This is a genomic window from Acidimicrobiia bacterium (assembly GCA_036396535.1).
Taxonomy (GTDB): Bacteria; Actinomycetota; Acidimicrobiia; order Spongiisociales; family UBA5794; genus DASWKR01.
Genome location: DASWKR010000014.1, coordinates 13,756 through 31,103 on the forward strand (window position 1 = coordinate 13,756; position 17,348 = coordinate 31,103).

General features: G+C 68.3%; 18 protein-coding genes, 2 tRNA genes and 1 other RNA gene. 10 read left to right on the forward strand and 11 right to left on the reverse strand.

The features are described 5' to 3' along the window. Positions 1-10: 10 nt before the first annotated feature. Positions 11-550 (reverse strand): DUF1697 domain-containing protein, encoded by a 540-nt coding sequence (locus VGC47_02005; GenBank protein ID HEX9854066.1) that lies wholly within the window; start codon positions 548-550, stop codon positions 11-13. Between the two features lie 88 nt (positions 551-638). Continuing rightward, entirely contained in the window at positions 639-1,790 is a 1,152-nt protein-coding gene (locus tag VGC47_02010; protein ID HEX9854067.1) for a hypothetical protein, read from the reverse strand. A 277-nt stretch (positions 1,791-2,067) separates the two neighbouring features. Between VGC47_02010 and VGC47_02015 the strand changes: the two genes are divergently transcribed. The 3 genes from VGC47_02015 to VGC47_02025 all read left to right on the forward strand — a co-directional run bounded on the left by VGC47_02015 (position 2,068) and on the right by VGC47_02025 (position 3,758). Beyond that, positions 2,068-2,141 (forward strand) — tRNA-Ala (locus VGC47_02015). 205 nt (positions 2,142-2,346) lie between these two features. After that, positions 2,347-3,519, forward strand: a complete 1,173-nt coding sequence (locus VGC47_02020) for a thiolase family protein (GenBank protein HEX9854068.1) — start codon at positions 2,347-2,349, stop codon at positions 3,517-3,519. Next, positions 3,516-3,758: a hypothetical protein gene (locus VGC47_02025; protein HEX9854069.1), complete on the forward strand. Its 243-nt coding sequence runs from the start codon at positions 3,516-3,518 to the stop codon at positions 3,756-3,758. The genes VGC47_02020 and VGC47_02025 overlap by 4 nt, the downstream gene beginning before the upstream one ends. Positions 3,759-3,896: 138 nt before the next feature. On the opposite strand, the gene VGC47_02030 is transcribed toward VGC47_02025, so the two are convergent. Continuing rightward, positions 3,897-4,148, reverse strand: coding sequence for a cell division protein CrgA (locus VGC47_02030; protein ID HEX9854070.1), 252 nt, complete (start codon positions 4,146-4,148; stop codon positions 3,897-3,899). A gap of 113 nt (positions 4,149-4,261) precedes the next feature. Here VGC47_02030 and VGC47_02035 point away from each other — a divergent pair, with 113 nt between their 5' ends. After that, positions 4,262-4,828, forward strand: a complete 567-nt coding sequence (locus VGC47_02035; GenBank protein HEX9854071.1) for an aminodeoxychorismate/anthranilate synthase component II — start codon at positions 4,262-4,264, stop codon at positions 4,826-4,828. An 11-nt stretch (positions 4,829-4,839) separates the two neighbouring features. Here the strand turns inward: VGC47_02035 and VGC47_02040 are convergent, their stop codons facing one another. From VGC47_02040 to VGC47_02070, 7 genes are all read right to left on the reverse strand, one after another. Then, positions 4,840-5,673, reverse strand: a complete 834-nt coding sequence (locus VGC47_02040) for an A/G-specific adenine glycosylase (protein ID HEX9854072.1) — start codon at positions 5,671-5,673, stop codon at positions 4,840-4,842. Continuing rightward, positions 5,670-7,814, reverse strand: a complete 2,145-nt coding sequence (pknB, locus tag VGC47_02045) for a Stk1 family PASTA domain-containing Ser/Thr kinase (GenBank protein HEX9854073.1) — start codon at positions 7,812-7,814, stop codon at positions 5,670-5,672. Before pknB ends, VGC47_02040 begins: the two co-directional genes overlap by 4 nt. A gap of 87 nt (positions 7,815-7,901) precedes the next feature. Then, on the reverse strand, positions 7,902-9,371 hold the full coding sequence (locus VGC47_02050) for a penicillin-binding transpeptidase domain-containing protein (protein ID HEX9854074.1): 1,470 nt from the start codon (positions 9,369-9,371) through the stop codon (positions 7,902-7,904). Continuing rightward, positions 9,368-10,663, reverse strand: coding sequence for an FtsW/RodA/SpoVE family cell cycle protein (locus tag VGC47_02055; protein HEX9854075.1), 1,296 nt, complete (start codon positions 10,661-10,663; stop codon positions 9,368-9,370). Before VGC47_02055 ends, VGC47_02050 begins: the two co-directional genes overlap by 4 nt. Beyond that, a complete protein-coding gene (locus VGC47_02060) occupies positions 10,660-11,376 on the reverse strand; it encodes a PP2C family serine/threonine-protein phosphatase (protein HEX9854076.1) in 717 nt (238 codons plus the stop codon). The genes VGC47_02055 and VGC47_02060 overlap by 4 nt, the downstream gene beginning before the upstream one ends. Continuing rightward, on the reverse strand, positions 11,373-11,786 hold the full coding sequence (locus VGC47_02065; GenBank protein HEX9854077.1) for an FHA domain-containing protein: 414 nt from the start codon (positions 11,784-11,786) through the stop codon (positions 11,373-11,375). The genes VGC47_02060 and VGC47_02065 overlap by 4 nt, the downstream gene beginning before the upstream one ends. A gap of 55 nt (positions 11,787-11,841) precedes the next feature. Then, the gene (locus VGC47_02070; protein HEX9854078.1) at positions 11,842-12,504 is read right to left on the reverse strand and encodes a DUF3662 and FHA domain-containing protein; all 663 of its coding nucleotides are present in this window, start codon (positions 12,502-12,504) and stop codon (positions 11,842-11,844) included. Positions 12,505-12,579: 75 nt separating this feature from the next. On the opposite strand from VGC47_02070, the gene VGC47_02075 reads away from it, so the two are divergent. The 6 genes from VGC47_02075 to VGC47_02100 all read left to right on the forward strand — a co-directional run bounded on the left by VGC47_02075 (position 12,580) and on the right by VGC47_02100 (position 16,628). After that, positions 12,580-12,663, forward strand: a tRNA-Leu gene (locus VGC47_02075). A gap of 137 nt (positions 12,664-12,800) precedes the next feature. Further along, positions 12,801-13,808, forward strand: a complete 1,008-nt coding sequence (locus VGC47_02080) for a hypothetical protein (protein HEX9854079.1) — start codon at positions 12,801-12,803, stop codon at positions 13,806-13,808. Continuing rightward, positions 13,805-14,257, forward strand: a complete 453-nt coding sequence (locus tag VGC47_02085; protein HEX9854080.1) for a DUF4446 family protein — start codon at positions 13,805-13,807, stop codon at positions 14,255-14,257. The genes VGC47_02080 and VGC47_02085 overlap by 4 nt, the downstream gene beginning before the upstream one ends. A 44-nt stretch (positions 14,258-14,301) precedes the next feature. Next, positions 14,302-15,552 carry a serine--tRNA ligase gene (gene serS, locus VGC47_02090; GenBank protein ID HEX9854081.1) on the forward strand — a complete coding sequence of 417 codons (1,251 nt, stop codon included), beginning with the start codon at positions 14,302-14,304 and terminating at the stop codon, positions 15,550-15,552. Between the two features lie 7 nt (positions 15,553-15,559). Then, positions 15,560-16,189, forward strand: a complete 630-nt coding sequence (locus VGC47_02095; protein HEX9854082.1) for a class I SAM-dependent methyltransferase — start codon at positions 15,560-15,562, stop codon at positions 16,187-16,189. 1 nt (position 16,190) lies between these two features. Then, entirely contained in the window at positions 16,191-16,628 is a 438-nt protein-coding gene (locus VGC47_02100; protein ID HEX9854083.1) for an RDD family protein, read from the forward strand. A gap of 2 nt (positions 16,629-16,630) precedes the next feature. On the opposite strand, the gene ffs is transcribed toward VGC47_02100, so the two are convergent. Continuing rightward, positions 16,631-16,901, reverse strand: an RNA gene (gene ffs, locus VGC47_02105) — signal recognition particle sRNA large type. Between the last annotated feature and the right edge of the window lie 447 nt (positions 16,902-17,348).

Below are 17,348 nucleotides of genomic sequence, written 5' to 3' on the forward strand. Positions count from 1 at the left end.
CCAATCGACGTCACCGGCTCAGCCTGGCCAGGATACGCGAGACCGTCAGCCAGGTCCGCGACGTGATCTCTCTGCCGAACGTCCTCTCCAGCCATGTCATGACATCCGGCGTCCCGGCGCTCGTCATGTCCGTGACGCTGAACACCTCACGAGTGGATCGTCCGACGATCCGGTAATCCCGGTCTACTGGTTGGTGTGGGAGCTCGAAGTCGACGGTCAGGGCATTCCTGGAGAAGGTGACCAGAAGGTAGGAGCCGGCGCCGTGCTCGAGGTCCCCGAACGGCTTCAGACCGGCGAGTTCCTGCAACTCCTGGCGGCTTCGCAGGATCGTCTTGCTCTCGAAGCCGAGCGCCTCGCTCCAGGCAGCTTCGAGCGTTGCCTCGAGGGCGGCGACGTCCACCGTGTCGGCCTCGAACAGGACGTTGCCGCTGGACAGCAGGGTCTGGACGCCGCCTAGGCCGAGGCTCTCGCAGACGCCGCGTAGCTTGTCGTTGCGCATGTTCGGGTTGCTCGGCCCGATCCCCCGCAACAGGGCGACGTACTTCGTCATGGCTCGATCGTAGGAATGGAGGCGCCGTGCGTGTTCAGCGGCTACCGGGTTGGTGCGCCGCCCCCGCGCCACACCGAGATCCGCTCCACTACCGGCGAGTCGCCGTGAAGGTGATGGGTTCCTCGCCGGCGTTGGCGAGTACTCCTGTCAGCGTGTCGCCCGCGATCGAGGCGGTGACCTCCACGGTGAGGAAAGTCGGCTCCACGTCGGGGGGCCCGCCGGGGCATGGCCCGTCACCGAGGCCGCCCTGGGCGTCGGCTGTTCCCTCGTAGGACCCGTCGCCGGCCTCGAGAACCGAGCCCGGTGCCAAGGTGATCTTCAGGTGGAAGCAGAATCCCGCGGAGTCGTCGAAGCCCTCCACCGCTGCGTTGCCGAGCAACTCGATGGTCCCCGTGAGATCGGCGCCTGCGACGAGAAGGACGGAGTTGATGAGCACGAGGTCGGGATCCGCCCCGGTGGCGGCGGCGTCGACGCTGCCGACGAACTCATCGCCCTCTCCGGCATCCGGTTCCTCCGTGTCGGCGGGCTGGGTGGTGGTCGTGGTCTCCTCGTCGACCGACTCCGAGCCGAGCGGAGGGCACGATCCGGCCAGGAGGTCCTGGTTCACCGGCAGCACCTCCGGCTCCGTGACGATGCTGTAGCACGGCACGGGGATGCCCAGTTGAGGGTCGGCGCCCAGATCGGCGTCGACCTCGCCGAAGATGAACGCCTCGATGATCTGATCGACGAGGTAGCCGCGTGCTGCCAGCGTCGCCACGATCGTGATGAGCCGGGAACCTTGGGCCTGCTGGCTCCTCAGTTCCTCGAGCCGCTGCTCGGCGGCGATGAACACCTCGCGGATCGTGTTGTCGAACGAGTCGATGAGGGTTTCGTTGGGGTCCCAGTCCGGCAGCTCCTGCAAGACGAAGAGTCCCTGGTGCGCCAGCGCTTGGTCTCCCACCCCCGCGGGCGGGTCCTCGAGTAGACCGAGAGGAGCATCGGCAGGCTCGACGCCGGCGATCGTGCCGGCCTGGGTGAGCTCTGGAGTGGCGACGACCTGCTCGATCGTGTAACCGGCGTCGAAGGCGAGGAGGAGCACCGCGAACCCGGTCTCCTCTCCCCAGTCGTCGACGATGGCTTCGGTCGCCCCGGTGATCCCCGCGTAGGAGAAGGTGGCGGCATCGGCGGGCACCGTCGCGGTGGTCGCGGTCGGATCGCCGCTGCAACCGGCGACCGCGACCCAGACGAGCGCGGCCGTCAAACACCGGAACAGGGGGCGCCTGGGCGCTATCAATGCTCTCGATCCCGCCTCGTCGTCCTGGGCAACCCCCTCGGAAGCCACTCTATTGAACGAGGCCCAGATCGCAGGTGATATCGGGCCCGGCGGGCGAGGCTGCTGGCGGCATCGTCTCGCCTCGGTCGGCAGCCGTGCCGGCCGATCTCGAGCCTCTCGCTGCAGATGACCGGGTCTGCCCGGTCACTTGCGAGGCGAAACGGCTTCTGGACATCGCTCACCGGCCGATACAATCGACTCCACCGGGGACGTAGCTCAGCCCGGCAGAGCACCTGGTTTGCAACCAGGGGGTCGTGGGTTCGAATCCCATCGTCTCCACAGCGTCCCCCTCAGTTCTTGCGTACCTGCGTCGCATATGTGCGATGGGGGGACGCCGGAACGACAGGGGGGATCGGCCTTACCGTTCCTGCGTACGTGCGTCGCACATGAGCGATGGGGGTACGCCGGAACGAGAGGGGGCGGCGTCTCGCACCTGGCCGGTCGCTCGTAGACTCGTGGCCGAGTCGCCAACACGGAGTCTGCAATGCCCAATGCCGTCATCGTCGATGCCGTGAGGACCGGTGGGGGGAAGCGGGGTGGCAAGCTGGCCGGCTGGCACCCGGTCGACCTCGCAGCCGGTGTGCTGAAGCACCTCCAGGAGCGCAACGACCTCGACCCCGGCCTCGTCGACGACGTGATCATGGGGTGCGTCATGCAAACCGGCGAGCAGGCGGCCAACGTGGGGCGCAACGCCGTCCTCGCCGCCGGCTGGCCGGAGATCGTCCCCGGCACGACCATCGACCGGCAGTGCGGGTCGAGCCAGCAGGCGGTTCACTTCGCCGCACAAGGTGTCATGGCAGGGGTGTATGACGTCGCCGTCGCCGCGGGGGTCGAGTCGATGACGAGGGTGCCGATCGGGACCACGATGCAGCAAGGTCCGGGGCTGCCCTTCGGGCCCGCGATGATGGCCCGGTACGAGGACGGGTTGGTGCCGCAGGGGATCTCGGCGGAGCTCATCGCCGAGAGGTGGAAGATCGGCCGCGACGAGCTCGACGAGTTGGCGTACAACTCCCACATGCGAGCCGACCGGGCAACGACGGAGGGGCGCTTCGAGAACGAGATCGTGCCCGTCGAGGTGAGGAACGCCGACGGGACCATCGAGATGTTCTCCCGGGACGAGGGGATCCGCGCCGACACCACGATCGAGCGCCTCGCATCACTCAACCCTGTTTTCAGACCGGACGGCGTCATCACCGCCGGCAATTCGTCGCAGATCACGGACGGGGCGGCGGCGACTCTCATCATGAGCGAGGAGAAGGCGGCCGCGCTCGGTCTGACGCCACGCGCCCGGTTCGTGGCGTTCGCGCTCGCCGGTGTCGACCCGATTCTCATGTTGACCGGCCCGATCCCGGCGACCCAGAAGATCCTCGACAGAGCGGGGCTCACGATCGATGACATCGACCTGTACGAGGTGAACGAGGCGTTCGCTCCCGTCACGGCAGCGTGGCTGCGTGAAACGGGCGCCGACTACGAGAAGCTCAATGTCAACGGCGGCGCCATGGCCCTCGGGCATCCGCTCGGGGCCTCCGGCACCAAGCTGCTGGCGACGCTGCTCAACGAGCTGGAGCGGACCGGCGGCCGGTACGGTCTGCAGACCATGTGCGAAGGCGGCGGGCTGGCGAACGCCACGATCATCGAGAACCTCTCGGCGGCATGATCGAGACGCTGACGGCGATCGTGGTGGGGGTCGCCATCTTCTCCGTCGCGTTGTGGGTGATCAGGCAGCTCGCCAAGCCGGGTCCCGAGGAGCCGGACCCCGAGGAGGTGCACGAGGTCGCCGTCGACTACCGGTGCACCGTGTGCGGCCTCAGGCTGACGGTCACCCACGCCCAGGAGGGCGAGGCCGCAGCGCCCCGGCATTGCCGGGAGGACATGGTCGAAATAACACGCGTGTAGTTTTCCCCAGGTGTGGACAGCTCCGGGGACAACTACACAGTTGTGATTCAGGTGAAGGGGCGACTGCGGCTGCGATCCCCACGAACGCCGGCGTCCCGAGATCGGCGAGCACGTCGGGACTCCGCCGCTTCGGAAGCGTCAGCGGAAGTTGAGCGTCATGGCGAACCCGACCGCGATCCCCGCCAGGCCCCCGAGCAGGTACTTGTTCGAAGTCCCTCCCGGGAGCAGCCCGATGTAGTTCGTCACGATGACGAGGATGCCGAGGCCCATGAGCCCGAACATGAGGACGATGTACCACGTCGGCGACGGGCCCTTCGCCTTGATCGGATCGGGCTTCGCCGGCGGCGTTGGCCGTTTGCTGGCCTTCTTGCGGCCTTTCGACACAGGCATGGGCCCGTAGGGTAGTGGCCGCTCACTCCGGCGCCAGAAGCCGCCACGGGATGCGGCCACGGACGCCGACGGTATCCTCGGCAAGCAGCGCCAATCCCCGGTCGGAGGACGCCGTGAAGGTCCTGGTCGTCGACAACTACGACTCGTTCACGTTCAACCTCGTGCAGTATCTCGGCGAGTTGGGTGCCGATCCGACCGTCGTGCGCAACGATGCCCTCGCTCCAACGGACGCCATCGGGGCCGGCTACGACCGGCTCGTGATATCACCGGGCCCCGGAAGGCCGGAAGACGCCGGGTACTCGGTCGAGTACGTTCGCACGCTCGGCACCCGGATGCCCACGCTCGGGGTGTGCCTCGGTCATCAGGCGATCGCGGTCGCCTTCGGGGGCCGGGTAGGCCTCGCCCCGGAGCCGCGCCACGGCAAGACGTCGGACATCACCCACGACGGCAAGGGCGTCTTCACAGGGCTCGCCAACCCGTTCGTCGCCACCCGGTACCACTCACTGACCTCGGTCGACCTGCCGGAGGACTTGGAGGTGTGCGCCCACAGCGAGGACGGGGTCGTCCAGGGGATCCGGCACAGGCGCCTCCCGATCTCGGGTGTCCAGTTCCATCCGGAGAGCGTCATGACCACCGAAGGAATGGCGCTTCTCAAGAACTTCCTCGGCCAGCCGGCCTGACCTCGCCGGCCTCAGTCGGGCAGCCGCAGCCGCCCCTCGTCCGACTCCTCCACGAGTCCGTCGGCGATCAACCCGTCGAGTGCCTCCCCCAACTCGTCCGGTGAGAAGCCGGTCGCTCCGGCCAGCTGATCGAACGTCGACTCGGCCATGGCGAGTCGACGGATGACGGCGCCGCGGACCTGGCGCTTCGAGCCCTCGAAGCGCGCTTGAGCCTTCGGCGGCTGGTACACGTCCGGCCCGGCGCACCAGGCGTCCACCGGGCACGACGAGCAGGCCGGGTCGCGCGGCCTGCAGACGGCGGCACCGAGGTCCATGACTGCCTGGTTCCAGCGAGAGGCGTCGTCGTCCATCGATTCCTCGGCGGCGCGTTCGAGCGCCGCCCCGTCGAGACGCTCGCCGTGCCAGCGGCTCAGGACTCTCCGCAGGTTGGTGTCGATGGCGGCGACTCGCTCTCCGTAGGCGAAGGCGGCCACGGCCCGCCCCGTGTACTCGCCGATGCCCGGGAGCCGCGCCAGCCCCTCGGCGTCGGCGGGCCACCCCTCCGAGACGACGATCCGAGCCGCCTCTTGCAGCCGCTTCGCCCTGGCGTTGTAGCCGAGTCCGCTCCACGCCCTGAGCACGTCGGCGAGCGGGGCCGCCGCCAGGTCGCCGACCGTCGGGAAAGCTGCCATGAACAGCTCCCAGTGGGCGACGACCCGTGTGATCTGGGTCTGCTGCGACATGACCTCGGCCACGAGGATGGGGTATGGGTCGGTGGTGGAGCGCCATGGCAGGGGGCGTCGCTGAACGGCGTACCAGGCGAGCAGGGCTTCGTTGCGGTCCTCGGCGACGGAACCCAAGGTCACTCGTCCGGTGGCTCCTCGACCACACCGATGCGCACCCTGACCGTGCTGCCGTCGTCGACGTCCGTGCCGACGGCGGGGTCCTGCTCGGCGACGAGGCCCTCGAGGCCGGAGTCGGGGTCGACGACGACATCCTCGACACGCTCGATCTCGAGCCCGCGGTCCTCGAGGGCGGCCTCGGCCTCCTCGAGCGAGAGGCCGATCAGGTTCGGCACGGTGACCTGCCTCACGTCGCCGAGCCGCACCGTGATCTCGCTGCCCGCCGAGACCTCGGTCCCAGATTCCGGGTTCTGTTGGGCGACGAGGCCGTCGAGCCCGCTGTCTGCCGACACCTCCACCGTGTCGTCCGACACGACGAGGATCAGGCCCAGCTCCTCAGCGGCGTCGTGCGCTTCGTCCTCGGTCAAGCCGATGAGATTGGGCGCCGCGAATGGCTCTGGGCCAGTCGACACGAAGACGGTGATCGACTCGCCTCTTGGGACGAGCCTCCCGGCGGTCGGGTCCGTCCGCACCACGAACCCCGGCAGAACCTCTTCGCTGAACTCCTCCTCGATGAGGATGTCGTCCGGCTCGAAGCCGGCCCTACGCAATTCCTCGATGGCGGCGTCGCGCGCCTGGTTGGTGACGTCCGGCATCTCGATGGCGAAGGGTCCCTCCGACACGACGATGTCGACCACCGTTCCAGGGGGCGCCTCGGTCCCCGGTCGCGGCGTCTGGTCGATGACGATCCCCTCCGGGACCGTGTCGTCGAGTCGCGTCTCGATCTCGCCGACCTCGAAGCCCTGCGCTTCGATCAGGTCGATGGCATCCTCCAGGGTGACGTCGATGACGTTGGGGATGCCGAACTGCTCCGGACCGGACGAGATGACGACGACGACGAACGTCTCCGGATCGACTTGGGTGCCGGCGGCGGGCTCGGTGGCGATCACGAAGTCCTCCGGGACGGTCTCGCTCGGCTCGCGGCGCTGCTGCACCTTCAGGTCGCGCGCCTGGAGCTCGTCGAATGCGTCCTGGAAGGCCCGCCCCTCGAGGTTCGGAACGGTGACCTGCTCGACGGGATCGTCGCCGTCGGCGAGCAGCTGGGCGAGGATGACGAGACCGCCGACGAGGGCGGCGAGCAGCAGGACGATGGCGACGACATACGGCGCGTTGCTGCGCTGCTGGGGTGGCGTGCCGTCGTAGCCGCCGGTGTGGATGATCTCGCCCGAGGGGATCGCGGCGGGGACGCTCTGCGGGGCCCGCGTCATGAGCTGGGTGCCTGCGGCGGCGACGGGCGCGGCGACGATCGGGGGCTCCTCGACGACCGCCGCCACCGGAACGTCCCCCCGCAGGTAGCGGAGCAGGTCCGACCGCAGCTCCTCGGCCGTCTGATAGCGATCGGCCGGGGACTTCTCCATCGTCTGCTCGACGATCATCTCGAGATCTGCCGGGACGTCCGAGTTGATCCCGCTCGCCGCCGGAGCGAACTCGGAGACGTGCTGATAAGCGACCGCGACCGGGCTGTCGCCCGTGAAGGGCGCCTGGCCGGTGAGCAGCTCGTACAAGACGACGCCGAGTGAGTACACGTCAGACCTGGAGTCGGCGGGGAAGCCTTGCGCCTGTTCGGGCGAGAAGTAGGTCGCCGTACCGATCACGGCGCCGGTGCGGGTCAGTTCCTCCGAGTCGTCGAGCGCCCTGGCGATCCCGAAGTCTGTGACCTTCACGGCCCCGTCCGGGGTGAGCATGATGTTCCCGGGCTTGATGTCCCGGTGGAACACGCCCGACTGGTGGGCGACGCTTAGGGCCGCCGCCGCTTCGGCGGCGATCTCGGCGGCGCGCCGTGGGAGGAGAGCGCCTTCCGAACGGAGGATGTCTCGCAACGTCCTCCCCTCGATGAGCTCCATCACCATGTAGTAGGAGCCCCCGTCCTCACCCCAGTCGTATATGGAGACGATGTTCGGGTGGCTGAGCCTGGCGGCCGCCTGGGCCTCTCTGCGGAAGCGGGATACGAAGGCCTCGTCGGAGGCGAACTGGGCGTGGAGCACCTTGACGGCGATCTTGCGCCCGAGCGACAGGTCCTCGGCTTCGAAGACGTCCGCCATGCCGCCGCGGGCGAGATGGCGCGTGATGCGGTAGCGGCCTGAGAGGGTTCGGGGTTCCGTCACGGGCCGCGATGGTAGAGACGATTTGCTCATGATCGAGGGTTGCAACGCTCCTCGGTGAGCGGTCGGTTCCCGTTGACGGCGGCGGGTTCACCTGACGCCGAAGAACTCGGAGAAGACGGCTCGGGCGATCGGCGCCGCCACGGCCCCTCCGGTGGCGTCCTCGCCTGCCTCGCCACCCGCCTCGACGAGCACCGCGACGACGATCCTCGGAGTGCCCGCGTCCGCCCCGACCGGGCCGAAACCGACGAACCATGCGTGCGGCGAGGCGTCGGGCACCTGGGCGGTGCCGGTCTTGCCGGCGATCCGTACCCCGGGAACGGCCGCCCGCCCACCGGTTCCCGAGGTCACGACCCGCTCCATCAGGTCGGTGATCGCCTCTGCCGTTGCCGGGCTCATCGCCCGTCGCCACACCTCGGGCTCCGTCGTGCTCTCGATCTCGGCGTCGGAGTTGAAGACCTCGGCAACGAGGTGGGCGGTCATGATCTCGCCGCCGTTCGCCACCGCCGACGTGAGGAGCGCCATCTGGAGCGGCGTCGTCCGCACGTCGCGCTGGCCGATAGCGCTCTGGGCGACCCCTGGGAGGTCGTTCTCGAAGCTGTCAGCAGGTGGAATGGCCGACGCGACCACCTCCATGTCGAACTGCGGCCGGTCGTTGAAGCCGAGCGCCTCGGCGGCCCCCACGATGGGATCGGCGCCGAGTTGGAGCCCCAGCATCGCGAAGATGGTGTTGCACGACCGGATGAAGGCCTGTTCGAGCGTCACCTGCGATCCGTCGATGCAGACCTCTCGATCGAAGTTCCTGATGGTGGCGGTCGACCCGGGCAGCTCGAGCGCCACGGGGTCGGGGAACGTCGATCCCGCACTCACCGAGCCGCTCTCGAGCGCGGCCGCCGCCGTCACGATCTTGAATGTCGATCCCGGTGCGTACGTGGCCCCGATGGCGCGGTTCAGCAGCGGCCTGGCAGGATCGGACTCGAGTGCCTCGCCTGCCGGTCCGGCGTCGGTTCCGAGCAACGGGTTCGGGTCGAATCCCGGCCGGGACACCATTGCGAGCACCGCACCCGTGTCCGGATCGAGGGCGACGACGGCACCGCGCTGGTCGCCGAGCGCCTCGGCTGCGATCCGCTGCAGAGAGTCGTCGATGGTGAGCCGGATTCCCCGGGGCCTGAGGTCGCCGCCGAGCAGCGCATTGAGCACTCCGGAGATCGTCGCATCGCGGTTCGAGACGAGGACGCCCGACCGCTCCCGTTCCAGTCCCGTCGTGCCGAAGAGGAGCGACGTGTAGCCCACGATGTGGGCGTACAGGTCGCCCTCCGGATAGCGCCTCGTGAACAAGCGCGTGTCGTCCGGGTTGGGGATGGACTCGGCGACGACGACGCCGTCCAACGTGATCACCGTGCCCCTCTCACGGCCCGTCCTGCCGGCGATGAGGCGGGCGTTTCTCGGGTCGTCGCGATACTCCGGTCCCCTGATCGCCTGGACGTAGGTTGCCGAGGCGACCAGGAGGGCGAAGGCGACGAACACTGCGAGCGCCACCTGGCGGATCGGCCCGTTCATCCGCGCGCCCCGTGCGAGATGCGTGCGACGAGCGCCAGCAGGACCATGTTCGCCAGCAGGGAGGAGCCGCCGTATGACATGAACGGCAACGTGATCCCGGTCACGGGGAGGAGGCGGAGCACCCCGCCGATGATGAGGACGGCCTGGACCCCGAGCACGAGGGTGAGGCCGGCCGCCAGGAACTTGCGAAAGACGTCTCTGGTGCGCAGCGCGATGCCGAAACCGACGGCCACGAGCAGCGCGAAACCGGTGATCACCGCGATCGACCCTGCCAGCCCCATCTCCTCGGCAACCGCTGCAAAGACGAAGTCGGTCGTGGCGGCCGGGATCCGGTAGGGCTCGCCGAGGCCGAGCCCCGAGCCGGTCAGGCTTCCGCTGCCGAGGGCGAACAGGCCCTGCGCCACCTGGAACCCGGTGTCTGCGAAGTCACCGAACGGATTCAGCCACGCTGTGACTCGCCGCTGGACGTGGTCGAACACCTGGTACGAGAAGACCCCGCCTGCCACCACGAGGATCAGCCCGACGAGCGGGTACGCCGCCTTGCCCGTCGCCAGGAACATCATCCCCACGAAGAGCACGAAGAGCAGTAGGGACGCACCCAGATCGCGCTGGTACACGAGCACTCCGAATGCGGCGGCGGCGGCGATGATGATCGGGCCGAGTTGACGGGGCTCGGGGAGGGAGATGCCGGCGACTCGCCTGGAGGTCGTGGCGAGTGCGCCGTGCCTGTCCGCCAGATACGACGCCAGGAACACGGTGAGCATGAGTTTGGCGATCTCGCCCGGCTGGAAGCTCAACGAGCCCTCGCCGAACGGCAGGTCGAGGCGGACCCACAGCCGGGAGCCGTTCACCGTGGCGCCGTGGATCGGCCAGGCGTCGGGGAGCAGAGGCAGCAACAGCAGGAGCACGGACGCCGCCAGGAACAGGTATCGGAAGCGACGCAGCACCACGACGCCCTCCTCACGGAGGAGGAAGATCACTGCGGCTGCTCCCGCTCCTGCAACGATGAGCGACCAGCGCTGGTACCCGCCCTGCACCGGATCGAGCCGGTACAACTCCGTGATGCCGATGGCGGCCAGGAATGCGGCCAGTGGGAACAGGAGCGGGTTGGCGGTCGGCGCCCACCGGCGCAAGGCCACGTGCACCATGCCGAAGGCGGCGCCGAACGACAGGAACGTGACGGCGACCTGGGCGTCGAGGCCGACGCCGCTGCTGAAGTTCACGAGGGCGGTACCGGTGGCGGCCACCACGGACGCCGCCAGCAGCAACGCCACTTCGGCGTTGCGAGTCATGGCGTCGCTTCGACCACGACGACCGTCGTGTTGTCGTACCCACCTGCGGCGTTGGCCGCTTCGACGAGAGCCCAGGCGGCCTCGTTGACGTCCCCTGCGTTCTGGAGGGCGGTGGCGATGGCGCTGTCCGGGAGCATGAGTGTCAGCCCGTCGGAGCACAACAGCAGGCGATCGCCCGGCTCGAGCCGCAGGTCGTACGTGTCGATCTCCATGTCGTCCATGCCGAGCACCCTCGTGAGGAGATGGCGGCGGGGGTGGCTCTCGGCCTGGGTGGGGCTGAGGTGGCCCCGAGCGACCATCTCCTCGACGAAGGTGTGGTCTCGGGTGATCTGAGTCAACTCGCCGAGCCGGTGGAGGTATGCCCGCGAGTCCCCGACATGGGCGATGGTCACGACGCCGTCGACCGCGACGAGAGCCAACGTCAGCGTCGTTCCCATCCCGGCGAGGGACGGCTCGGCCGACACCGCGCTCAAGACCGCCTGGTTGGCGGCGTCGACCACGTCGACGGGAGCGGAACCATCCAACGAAGCCCCCTCCACCGCTTCGATGGCGATGCGGCTGGCGACCTCACCGGCGACGGCTCCACCCATGCCGTCGGCGACGGCCACCGCCAGCGGGCCCGGTCCCGTGCCGTCCGTCAGCGGGTACACGGAGTCCTCGTTGATCTCCCTGGCGTGCCCAACGTCGGTGGCGGTCGCCCATGCGTAGTTCATCGAACCTCGAGGATCGTCTTGCCGACCTGCACGGAGTCCCCCCTGCCGAGCGTGGCCGGGACCGTCACTCGGCGCCCGTTCACATATGTCCCGTTCGTGCTGCCGAGATCGTGCACCATCACCTCGCCGTCTTGGAAACCGAGCCGCACGTGGAAGTCCGATGCGTACGGATCGTCGATGACGATGTCGGCATCGGGGCTCCTCCCGATGACGGTTGCGGGCCCGACCGTGAATCGCTTGCCACTGAGCGTGTCCGACCGTACGACAACGACCTCGGCCGTCCGCATGGTTCCCCGCTTCACGGTCTGCGGTCCGAGGTGGGCACTTATCGACCGCCCCACCTGCCAGAGGAACAGGTAGAGGAACGCTACGAACAGGATCTTCAGGAGGTTGAGGAATAGCGCGGGCACACGAAGCCTCCTACCCGCTCGTCGGGGACTCGGTTGGAGCGTTCATCGCAGCCTCCTACAGCACTCGGAACGAGAACGTAGCCGGTCCAAACGTCACGGCGTCGCCTGCGTGGAGCATCACCGCCGCATCGGGGACTGCGAGCCCGTTGAGGGTCGATCCGTTCGAGGAGCCGAGGTCGGCGAGCCAAGCCTTGCCGCCTTCCCGAAACAGGACGGCGTGGTGCCGCGAGACCGCCGAGTCGTCGACCACCACGTCGCACTCCTCGGCGCGTCCGACCAACGCCCGGTTCGGCGCGACCGGCAGGAGAGCGCCGATGCGGGGATCGATGAGCTGGGCCCACGGGTGGACCGGGCCCGGCCGGTTCTCCGTCTGGCAGGCGATCGAGCCGGCCCGCACACCCTCGTCGGTCGTGAGGGTGATACCGACCGGCCCATCCAACCGCCATCCCCTGTCTGCGGCGGTCGACTCGAGGGTCACGGTGAGCTCACGTTCCAGGTCCTCGACTGCCGACGAGTTGGGAACGTCCGCCGGATTGACGGCCACGCGGTAGATGTTGGGAATCGCCGGCCCGACGACAGTCTCGGTGGCGCTGAGATCGGCGTGTCTCACGAGTCGATTCGCCAGGTCGACGGGGTGCATCGTCCCGCGGAACAGCGACGCCGACATGCCGTCGACGAGCCTCTCCAGCCTGCGTTCGAGGTGGCGCGCGATGCCCATCCCCCGATTGTATGAGATGCGCCGGGCTGCGGGCCGGGACGCCATCTTTCGCGCCTTGTTACCATTCCACCTGCCGGGCGAGTGGCGGAATTGGCAGACGCGCAGGATTCAGGTTCCTGTGAGGTAACACTCGTGAGGGTTCAAGTCCCTCCTCGCCCACACAGTGTTGCTGTCCGGGCCGACTTCGGCGGCTGTTCCGTCGAACAACGCTGGTCGGTCCTCCCACGACGTGGGGCCCCGACCTCACGACGGCTGCTGGTTGTTGGTTCGCGTCCCGTCATGCGAGGCCCTCAGATATGGCACTTCCGACGCTGCCGGACAGCCGCCGGACCAAGCGGCGGCGGAATCTGTCGATCGTCCTCATCGGTGCGGCGCTCGTCGGGTTGTTCAGCCTCGCAGTGCGCTACCGCACCGAGAGGAGGGAGACGATCGACTACCTGGCGGTCGCCGCGGACGTGACCGCGGTCCACCTCGAGTTGACGACCCAACTCGAGGACCTGTTCGTCTCGATCGGCGACCTCGAGCGACCCGACGTGCTCACGCGGATCTCGACGATCTCGTCGGAGGCCACCGCCATGACCGAACAGCTCGGCGAGGCAACGGTATCCCGGCAGGGCGCAACCGTGGCCGGGTTCCTGGCAACCGCAAGCCAGGCGTGGTCGAACGGGTTGAGCATGCTCGAGAATGCCATCGTCAGGGTGCTCGACGACGAGGAGAACACCGTGGCCGCCGAGCAGCTGCTGGCAGACTCGTTCGGATGGCTACGCGTCGGCGACGCCGCGTACGGCGGGTTCATCGCTACGCTCGCCGAGCTCGATCCCGAGGTGGTCACCCGCCAGTACCCACAGGTGGCTTTCGTCGGACCGTCGCGAGCCTCCCTCTACGACGCTCCGGTCATCGCAGAGCGGCTTCGACTCATCCGCAAGTTCCAGGAGGATCACGACATCGCCCTGACGGCCACGACGCAGCCCGAGCCGCTCGGTGAGCAGGCAGGTGTGCCCGTCATCCCGCTCTCGGACACGTTCTCGGTCGTCGTCGTCGTCACCAACCAGGGCAACTCGCCGGAGGAGGGTATCGAGGTGACGCTCACCCTGACGTCGGCGGCCGAAGGCGCCGAGCCGTTCGAGGAGCAGCAGCTCATCGCCGCCATCTCTCCCGGGCAAGCGCGCACCGTCGAGTTCCTCGATCTCGACGTGCTGGCCGGCGAGCTGTACGACTTGCACATCGTGGCGGCGATCCAAGAGGATTCGGACCTCGAGAACAACGAGTTCTCATTGCTGTTCGTCAGGAACGAGGCCGAATGACCATCGCAGCTCTCGCCGTCGCCGGGGTGGCGCTTCTGGCAGCCGTCGTCGCCTGGGCGCAGGTCGTGTCGCTCCGGCGCCGAGTGAGTGCCGTCCCCAAGGACGGGGACGTGATCGGAGCGCTCCAGGATCTCGACCGCGACCTGTCTGCGATCGAGGGCGCCATCGAGGACTTCGGACCGAGGATCGACCGGATCGAGCGCTTCCTCCCGTCGACAGTGTGCCGGACGGGCGTCGTGGCATTCGATGCTTTCGGCGATATCTCGGGCAACCAATCCCGCTCGATCGCGCTGCTGAACGCCCAGGGCACGGGTCTCGTCCTCAGCGTCCTCGTCGGGAGGAGCGAGACGCTGTTCTTCACGAAGCGGGTCGAGAGGCGCAACGGGGTCGAGCAGCTGTCTCCCGAAGAGGAAGAGGCAGTCGAAAAGGCGATGACGAGTGGTCGGTAGCCACGCATCCGACCACGGCGCCGCCGCAATAGCATGATGGCCAGATGATCGACGTCAACCTCCTCCGCAACGACCCTGAGGCCCTCGCCGCATCGCTACGCCGCCGCGGCCTCGACGCCGACCTCGAGTCGCTCGCCGATCTCGACCGCCTGCGACGTGAGGTGCGAGCCCGCGCCGAGGAGCTGCGCGCCGACCAGAAGGAGGCCGGCAAGCAGATCCAGTCACTCGGCGGAGATGAGAAGGCGTCGGCGATCACGAGAGCCGCCTCGATCGCCGAGGAGTACAAGGCACTGCTCGGCGAGGCGGACGAGCTCGACACCCGGTTCGAAGAACGCTGGGTGACCCTGCCGAACCTGGTGGACCCGTCGGCGGCGGACGGCCTCACCGAGGAGGACGCCGTCGAGATCAGGCGATGGGGGGATGCCAGGCAAGGAGACTCGATCCCCGACCACCTCGAGCTCGGCGAACGGCTCGGCCTCATCGACGTCGAGCGGGCCGCCAAGGTCTCAGGATCGCGCTTCGGCTACCTCTTCGGTCCGCTGGTTCGCCTCGAGTTCGGCTTGGTGCAGCTCGCCTTCGACATGCTCGAGCCCCATGGATTCGTCCCGGTCGTGCCCCCCGTCCTCGTCCGGGAGCACGCCTTGTTCGGGACCGGCTTCTTCCCGGGTGATCGCGAGCAGGTGTATGCGGTCGAAGCAGACGACCTGTACCTCGTCGGCACGTCCGAGGTGTCGCTGGCCGCGCTCCACGGCGACGAGATCCTCGACGCCGACTCGCTGCCTGTGCGCTACGTCGGGTACTCCACGTGTTTCCGCCGCGAGGCGGGCACCTACGGCAAGGACACCAGGGGCATGTTCCGGGTGCACCAGTTCGACAAGGTCGAGATGTTCGTCTTCTGCCGCCCCGAAGACTCCCGAGAGCAGCACGACTCGCTGCTCGCGCGGGAGGAGGAGCTCGTCCAGGCGCTCGAGATCCCGTATAGGGTCGTCAACGTGGCGGCCGGCGACCTCGGTTCGTCGGCGGCCAAGAAGTACGACATCGAGGCGTGGTTCCCGGGACAGCAGCGCTACCGAGAGATCACGTCGACGTCGAACACGACGGACTATCAGTCACGCCGCCTCAAGATCCGGTATCGCGCCGACAAGGGCAACGAGCTCGTCCACACTCTCAACGGCACCGCCGTGGCGATCGGCCGTTGGCTGATCGCAATCATGGAGAACCACCAGGACGCCGACGGCGTCATCCACGTTCCCAAAGCGCTCCAGACGTACGTCGGGTTCGAGACGATCGGCTGAGGAGCGGGTGAGCAACGGAGCGGTCTTCTCCGACATCGCCGCCAAGTACGACAGGATCAACCGGATCCTCTCCCTCGGCCAGGACCAGGCGTGGCGCAGCCGTGTCGTGGAACACCTCCCGGCCGGGACGCTCCTCGACCTGGGCGCGGGCACGGGGGCCGCACTGCCGATCTTCGGTGGCCGTCGGGTGGTCGCTCTCGATCCGGCCCCCGAGATGCTCGGCCTCAACCACTCCCCGTGGCGGGTCGTCGGCGTGGGAGAGCACCTTCCTTTCGCCGACGCCACGTTCGATGCCGTGTTCTCCGCCTACGTCATCCGCAACCTCGACTCGGTACGCGAGACGCTGTCGGAGGTCGCCAGGGTGCTGCGCTCCGGGGGGAAGCTCGGGATCGTCGATCTGGGACGGCCCCGAAGCCCTCTGGCACGGGCGATCCACCGCGCCGCAACCGGGATCGTCCTCAACTCGGTCGGGCTGGCGTTCGGGGCGCGGGACGAGTACCGCTACCTCCATCGCAGCCTCGACAAGCTGCCGCAACCCGAGGAGCTGTACTCCTCGGCTCCGCTGTCGCTCGAATCGACCTGGCGAATGGGCCCGCTCGGCTTCGTGTACGGTGCCGTCTTGACCAAGGCGAGGTGACATGACGATCGCCCCTGCGGCCCGCCGTTTCTCGGGATTCATGGTCGACGTCGGGGTGCTCGTCGTCCTCACGATCCCGTTGATACCGCTCACGGGGGGCATCGTCCTCGAAGACGTGATCGAGAGGGGCCTCCCGCGCGACTTCCTCCTCGCCGCCAACATCGTCACCGCCGCGTACTACATCGTCCTCACGGGATGGCGAGGGCAAACGCTCGGCAAGTTGCTCGTGCGAACCAAGGTCGTCGGAGAGGAGAGCAGCGAGACGCCGACGATGTGGCAGGCCGTCGTTCGCTGGGTCGTCCCCTTCGTTGCGAGCAGCCTCCCGGGATTGCTCTCGCTCGCCGGGGTGATCGTCTACGGCTGGCTGCTGGCCGACGATCGCAACCAGGGCATACATGACAAGGCTGCCAGGACGCTCGTGATCCAGGTCGGGGAGTAGATCCGTGCACCCCGCCGTCGGGTGGACCTCCCGATCGTTGCGGTCCGGTCCTGCGACTCCGGCCGGGCGACCCTTCGCACCCGAGGCGCGCCCCTTAGGGCTGCTTCCTTCCGGACCTGACCCGGTTCGAGGTGTCCTCGCCGCGTAGGACCCGGCCATCGACATCGACTGTCCCGGTGCTCTCCGATCGGAGCCCGCCCTCGGGCGGGGAATTCAGCCCCGCATGTAGAGGACTTCGGGTACAGGGCTCCCCTAACGCCCCGCTTAGCACGGATGTCGCATGGTACCCCGCGCAGTGTCCGCACCAACCTGTGGCTTCGGGGCTGCGCCCGCTCGACGCGGCCGATCCCCCCGCGGCGCTGCCGCTTGCGGGGAGGATGGCGCTCGGGTGCTCGTGGGGAGAGGCGATTCCAGGTCGGCGGACTCGAGTAGCCGCCCTCGGCTCGGGGCTGCGCCCGCTCGCCGATCCCCCCGCGGCGCTGCCGCTTGCGTGGAGGATGGCGCTCGGGTGCTTGAGGGGGGAGGCGATTCCACGTCGCGGGACTCAGTAACCCCCCTCGGCTCGGGGCTCCGCCCGCGCGCCGATCCCCCCGCGGCGCTGCCGCTTGCGGGGAGGATGGCGCTCGGGTTGCTTCGCAACCTCTCGCGCGGAGGGAGTGGGATTTGAACCCACGGAACCGGTAAACCGGTTCAACGGTTTTCGAGACCGTCGCCTTCGTC

Bases quoted from the DNA above. Each gene is read 5' to 3' on its own strand.
- VGC47_02055 (HEX9854075.1), bottom strand. From the start codon at position 10,663: ATGACTCGCAACGCCGAAGTGGCGTTGCTGCTGGCGGCGTCCGTGGTG.
- VGC47_02085 (HEX9854080.1), top strand. From the start codon at position 13,805: ATGACCATCGCAGCTCTCGCCGTCGCCGGGGTGGCGCTTCTGGCAGCC.
- VGC47_02050 (HEX9854074.1), bottom strand. From the start codon at position 9,371: ATGAACGGGCCGATCCGCCAGGTGGCGCTCGCAGTGTTCGTCGCCTTC.
- VGC47_02060 (HEX9854076.1), bottom strand. From the start codon at position 11,376: ATGAACTACGCATGGGCGACCGCCACCGACGTTGGGCACGCCAGGGAG.
- VGC47_02020 (HEX9854068.1), top strand. From the start codon at position 2,347: ATGCCCAATGCCGTCATCGTCGATGCCGTGAGGACCGGTGGGGGGAAG.
- VGC47_02100 (HEX9854083.1), top strand. From the start codon at position 16,191: ATGACGATCGCCCCTGCGGCCCGCCGTTTCTCGGGATTCATGGTCGAC.
- VGC47_02080 (HEX9854079.1), top strand. From the start codon at position 12,801: ATGGCACTTCCGACGCTGCCGGACAGCCGCCGGACCAAGCGGCGGCGG.
- serS (HEX9854081.1), top strand. From the start codon at position 14,302: ATGATCGACGTCAACCTCCTCCGCAACGACCCTGAGGCCCTCGCCGCA.
- VGC47_02030 (HEX9854070.1), bottom strand. From the start codon at position 4,148: ATGCCTGTGTCGAAAGGCCGCAAGAAGGCCAGCAAACGGCCAACGCCG.
- VGC47_02025 (HEX9854069.1), top strand. From the start codon at position 3,516: ATGATCGAGACGCTGACGGCGATCGTGGTGGGGGTCGCCATCTTCTCC.
- VGC47_02070 (HEX9854078.1), bottom strand. From the start codon at position 12,504: ATGGGCATCGCGCGCCACCTCGAACGCAGGCTGGAGAGGCTCGTCGAC.
- VGC47_02005 (HEX9854066.1), bottom strand. From the start codon at position 550: ATGACGAAGTACGTCGCCCTGTTGCGGGGGATCGGGCCGAGCAACCCG.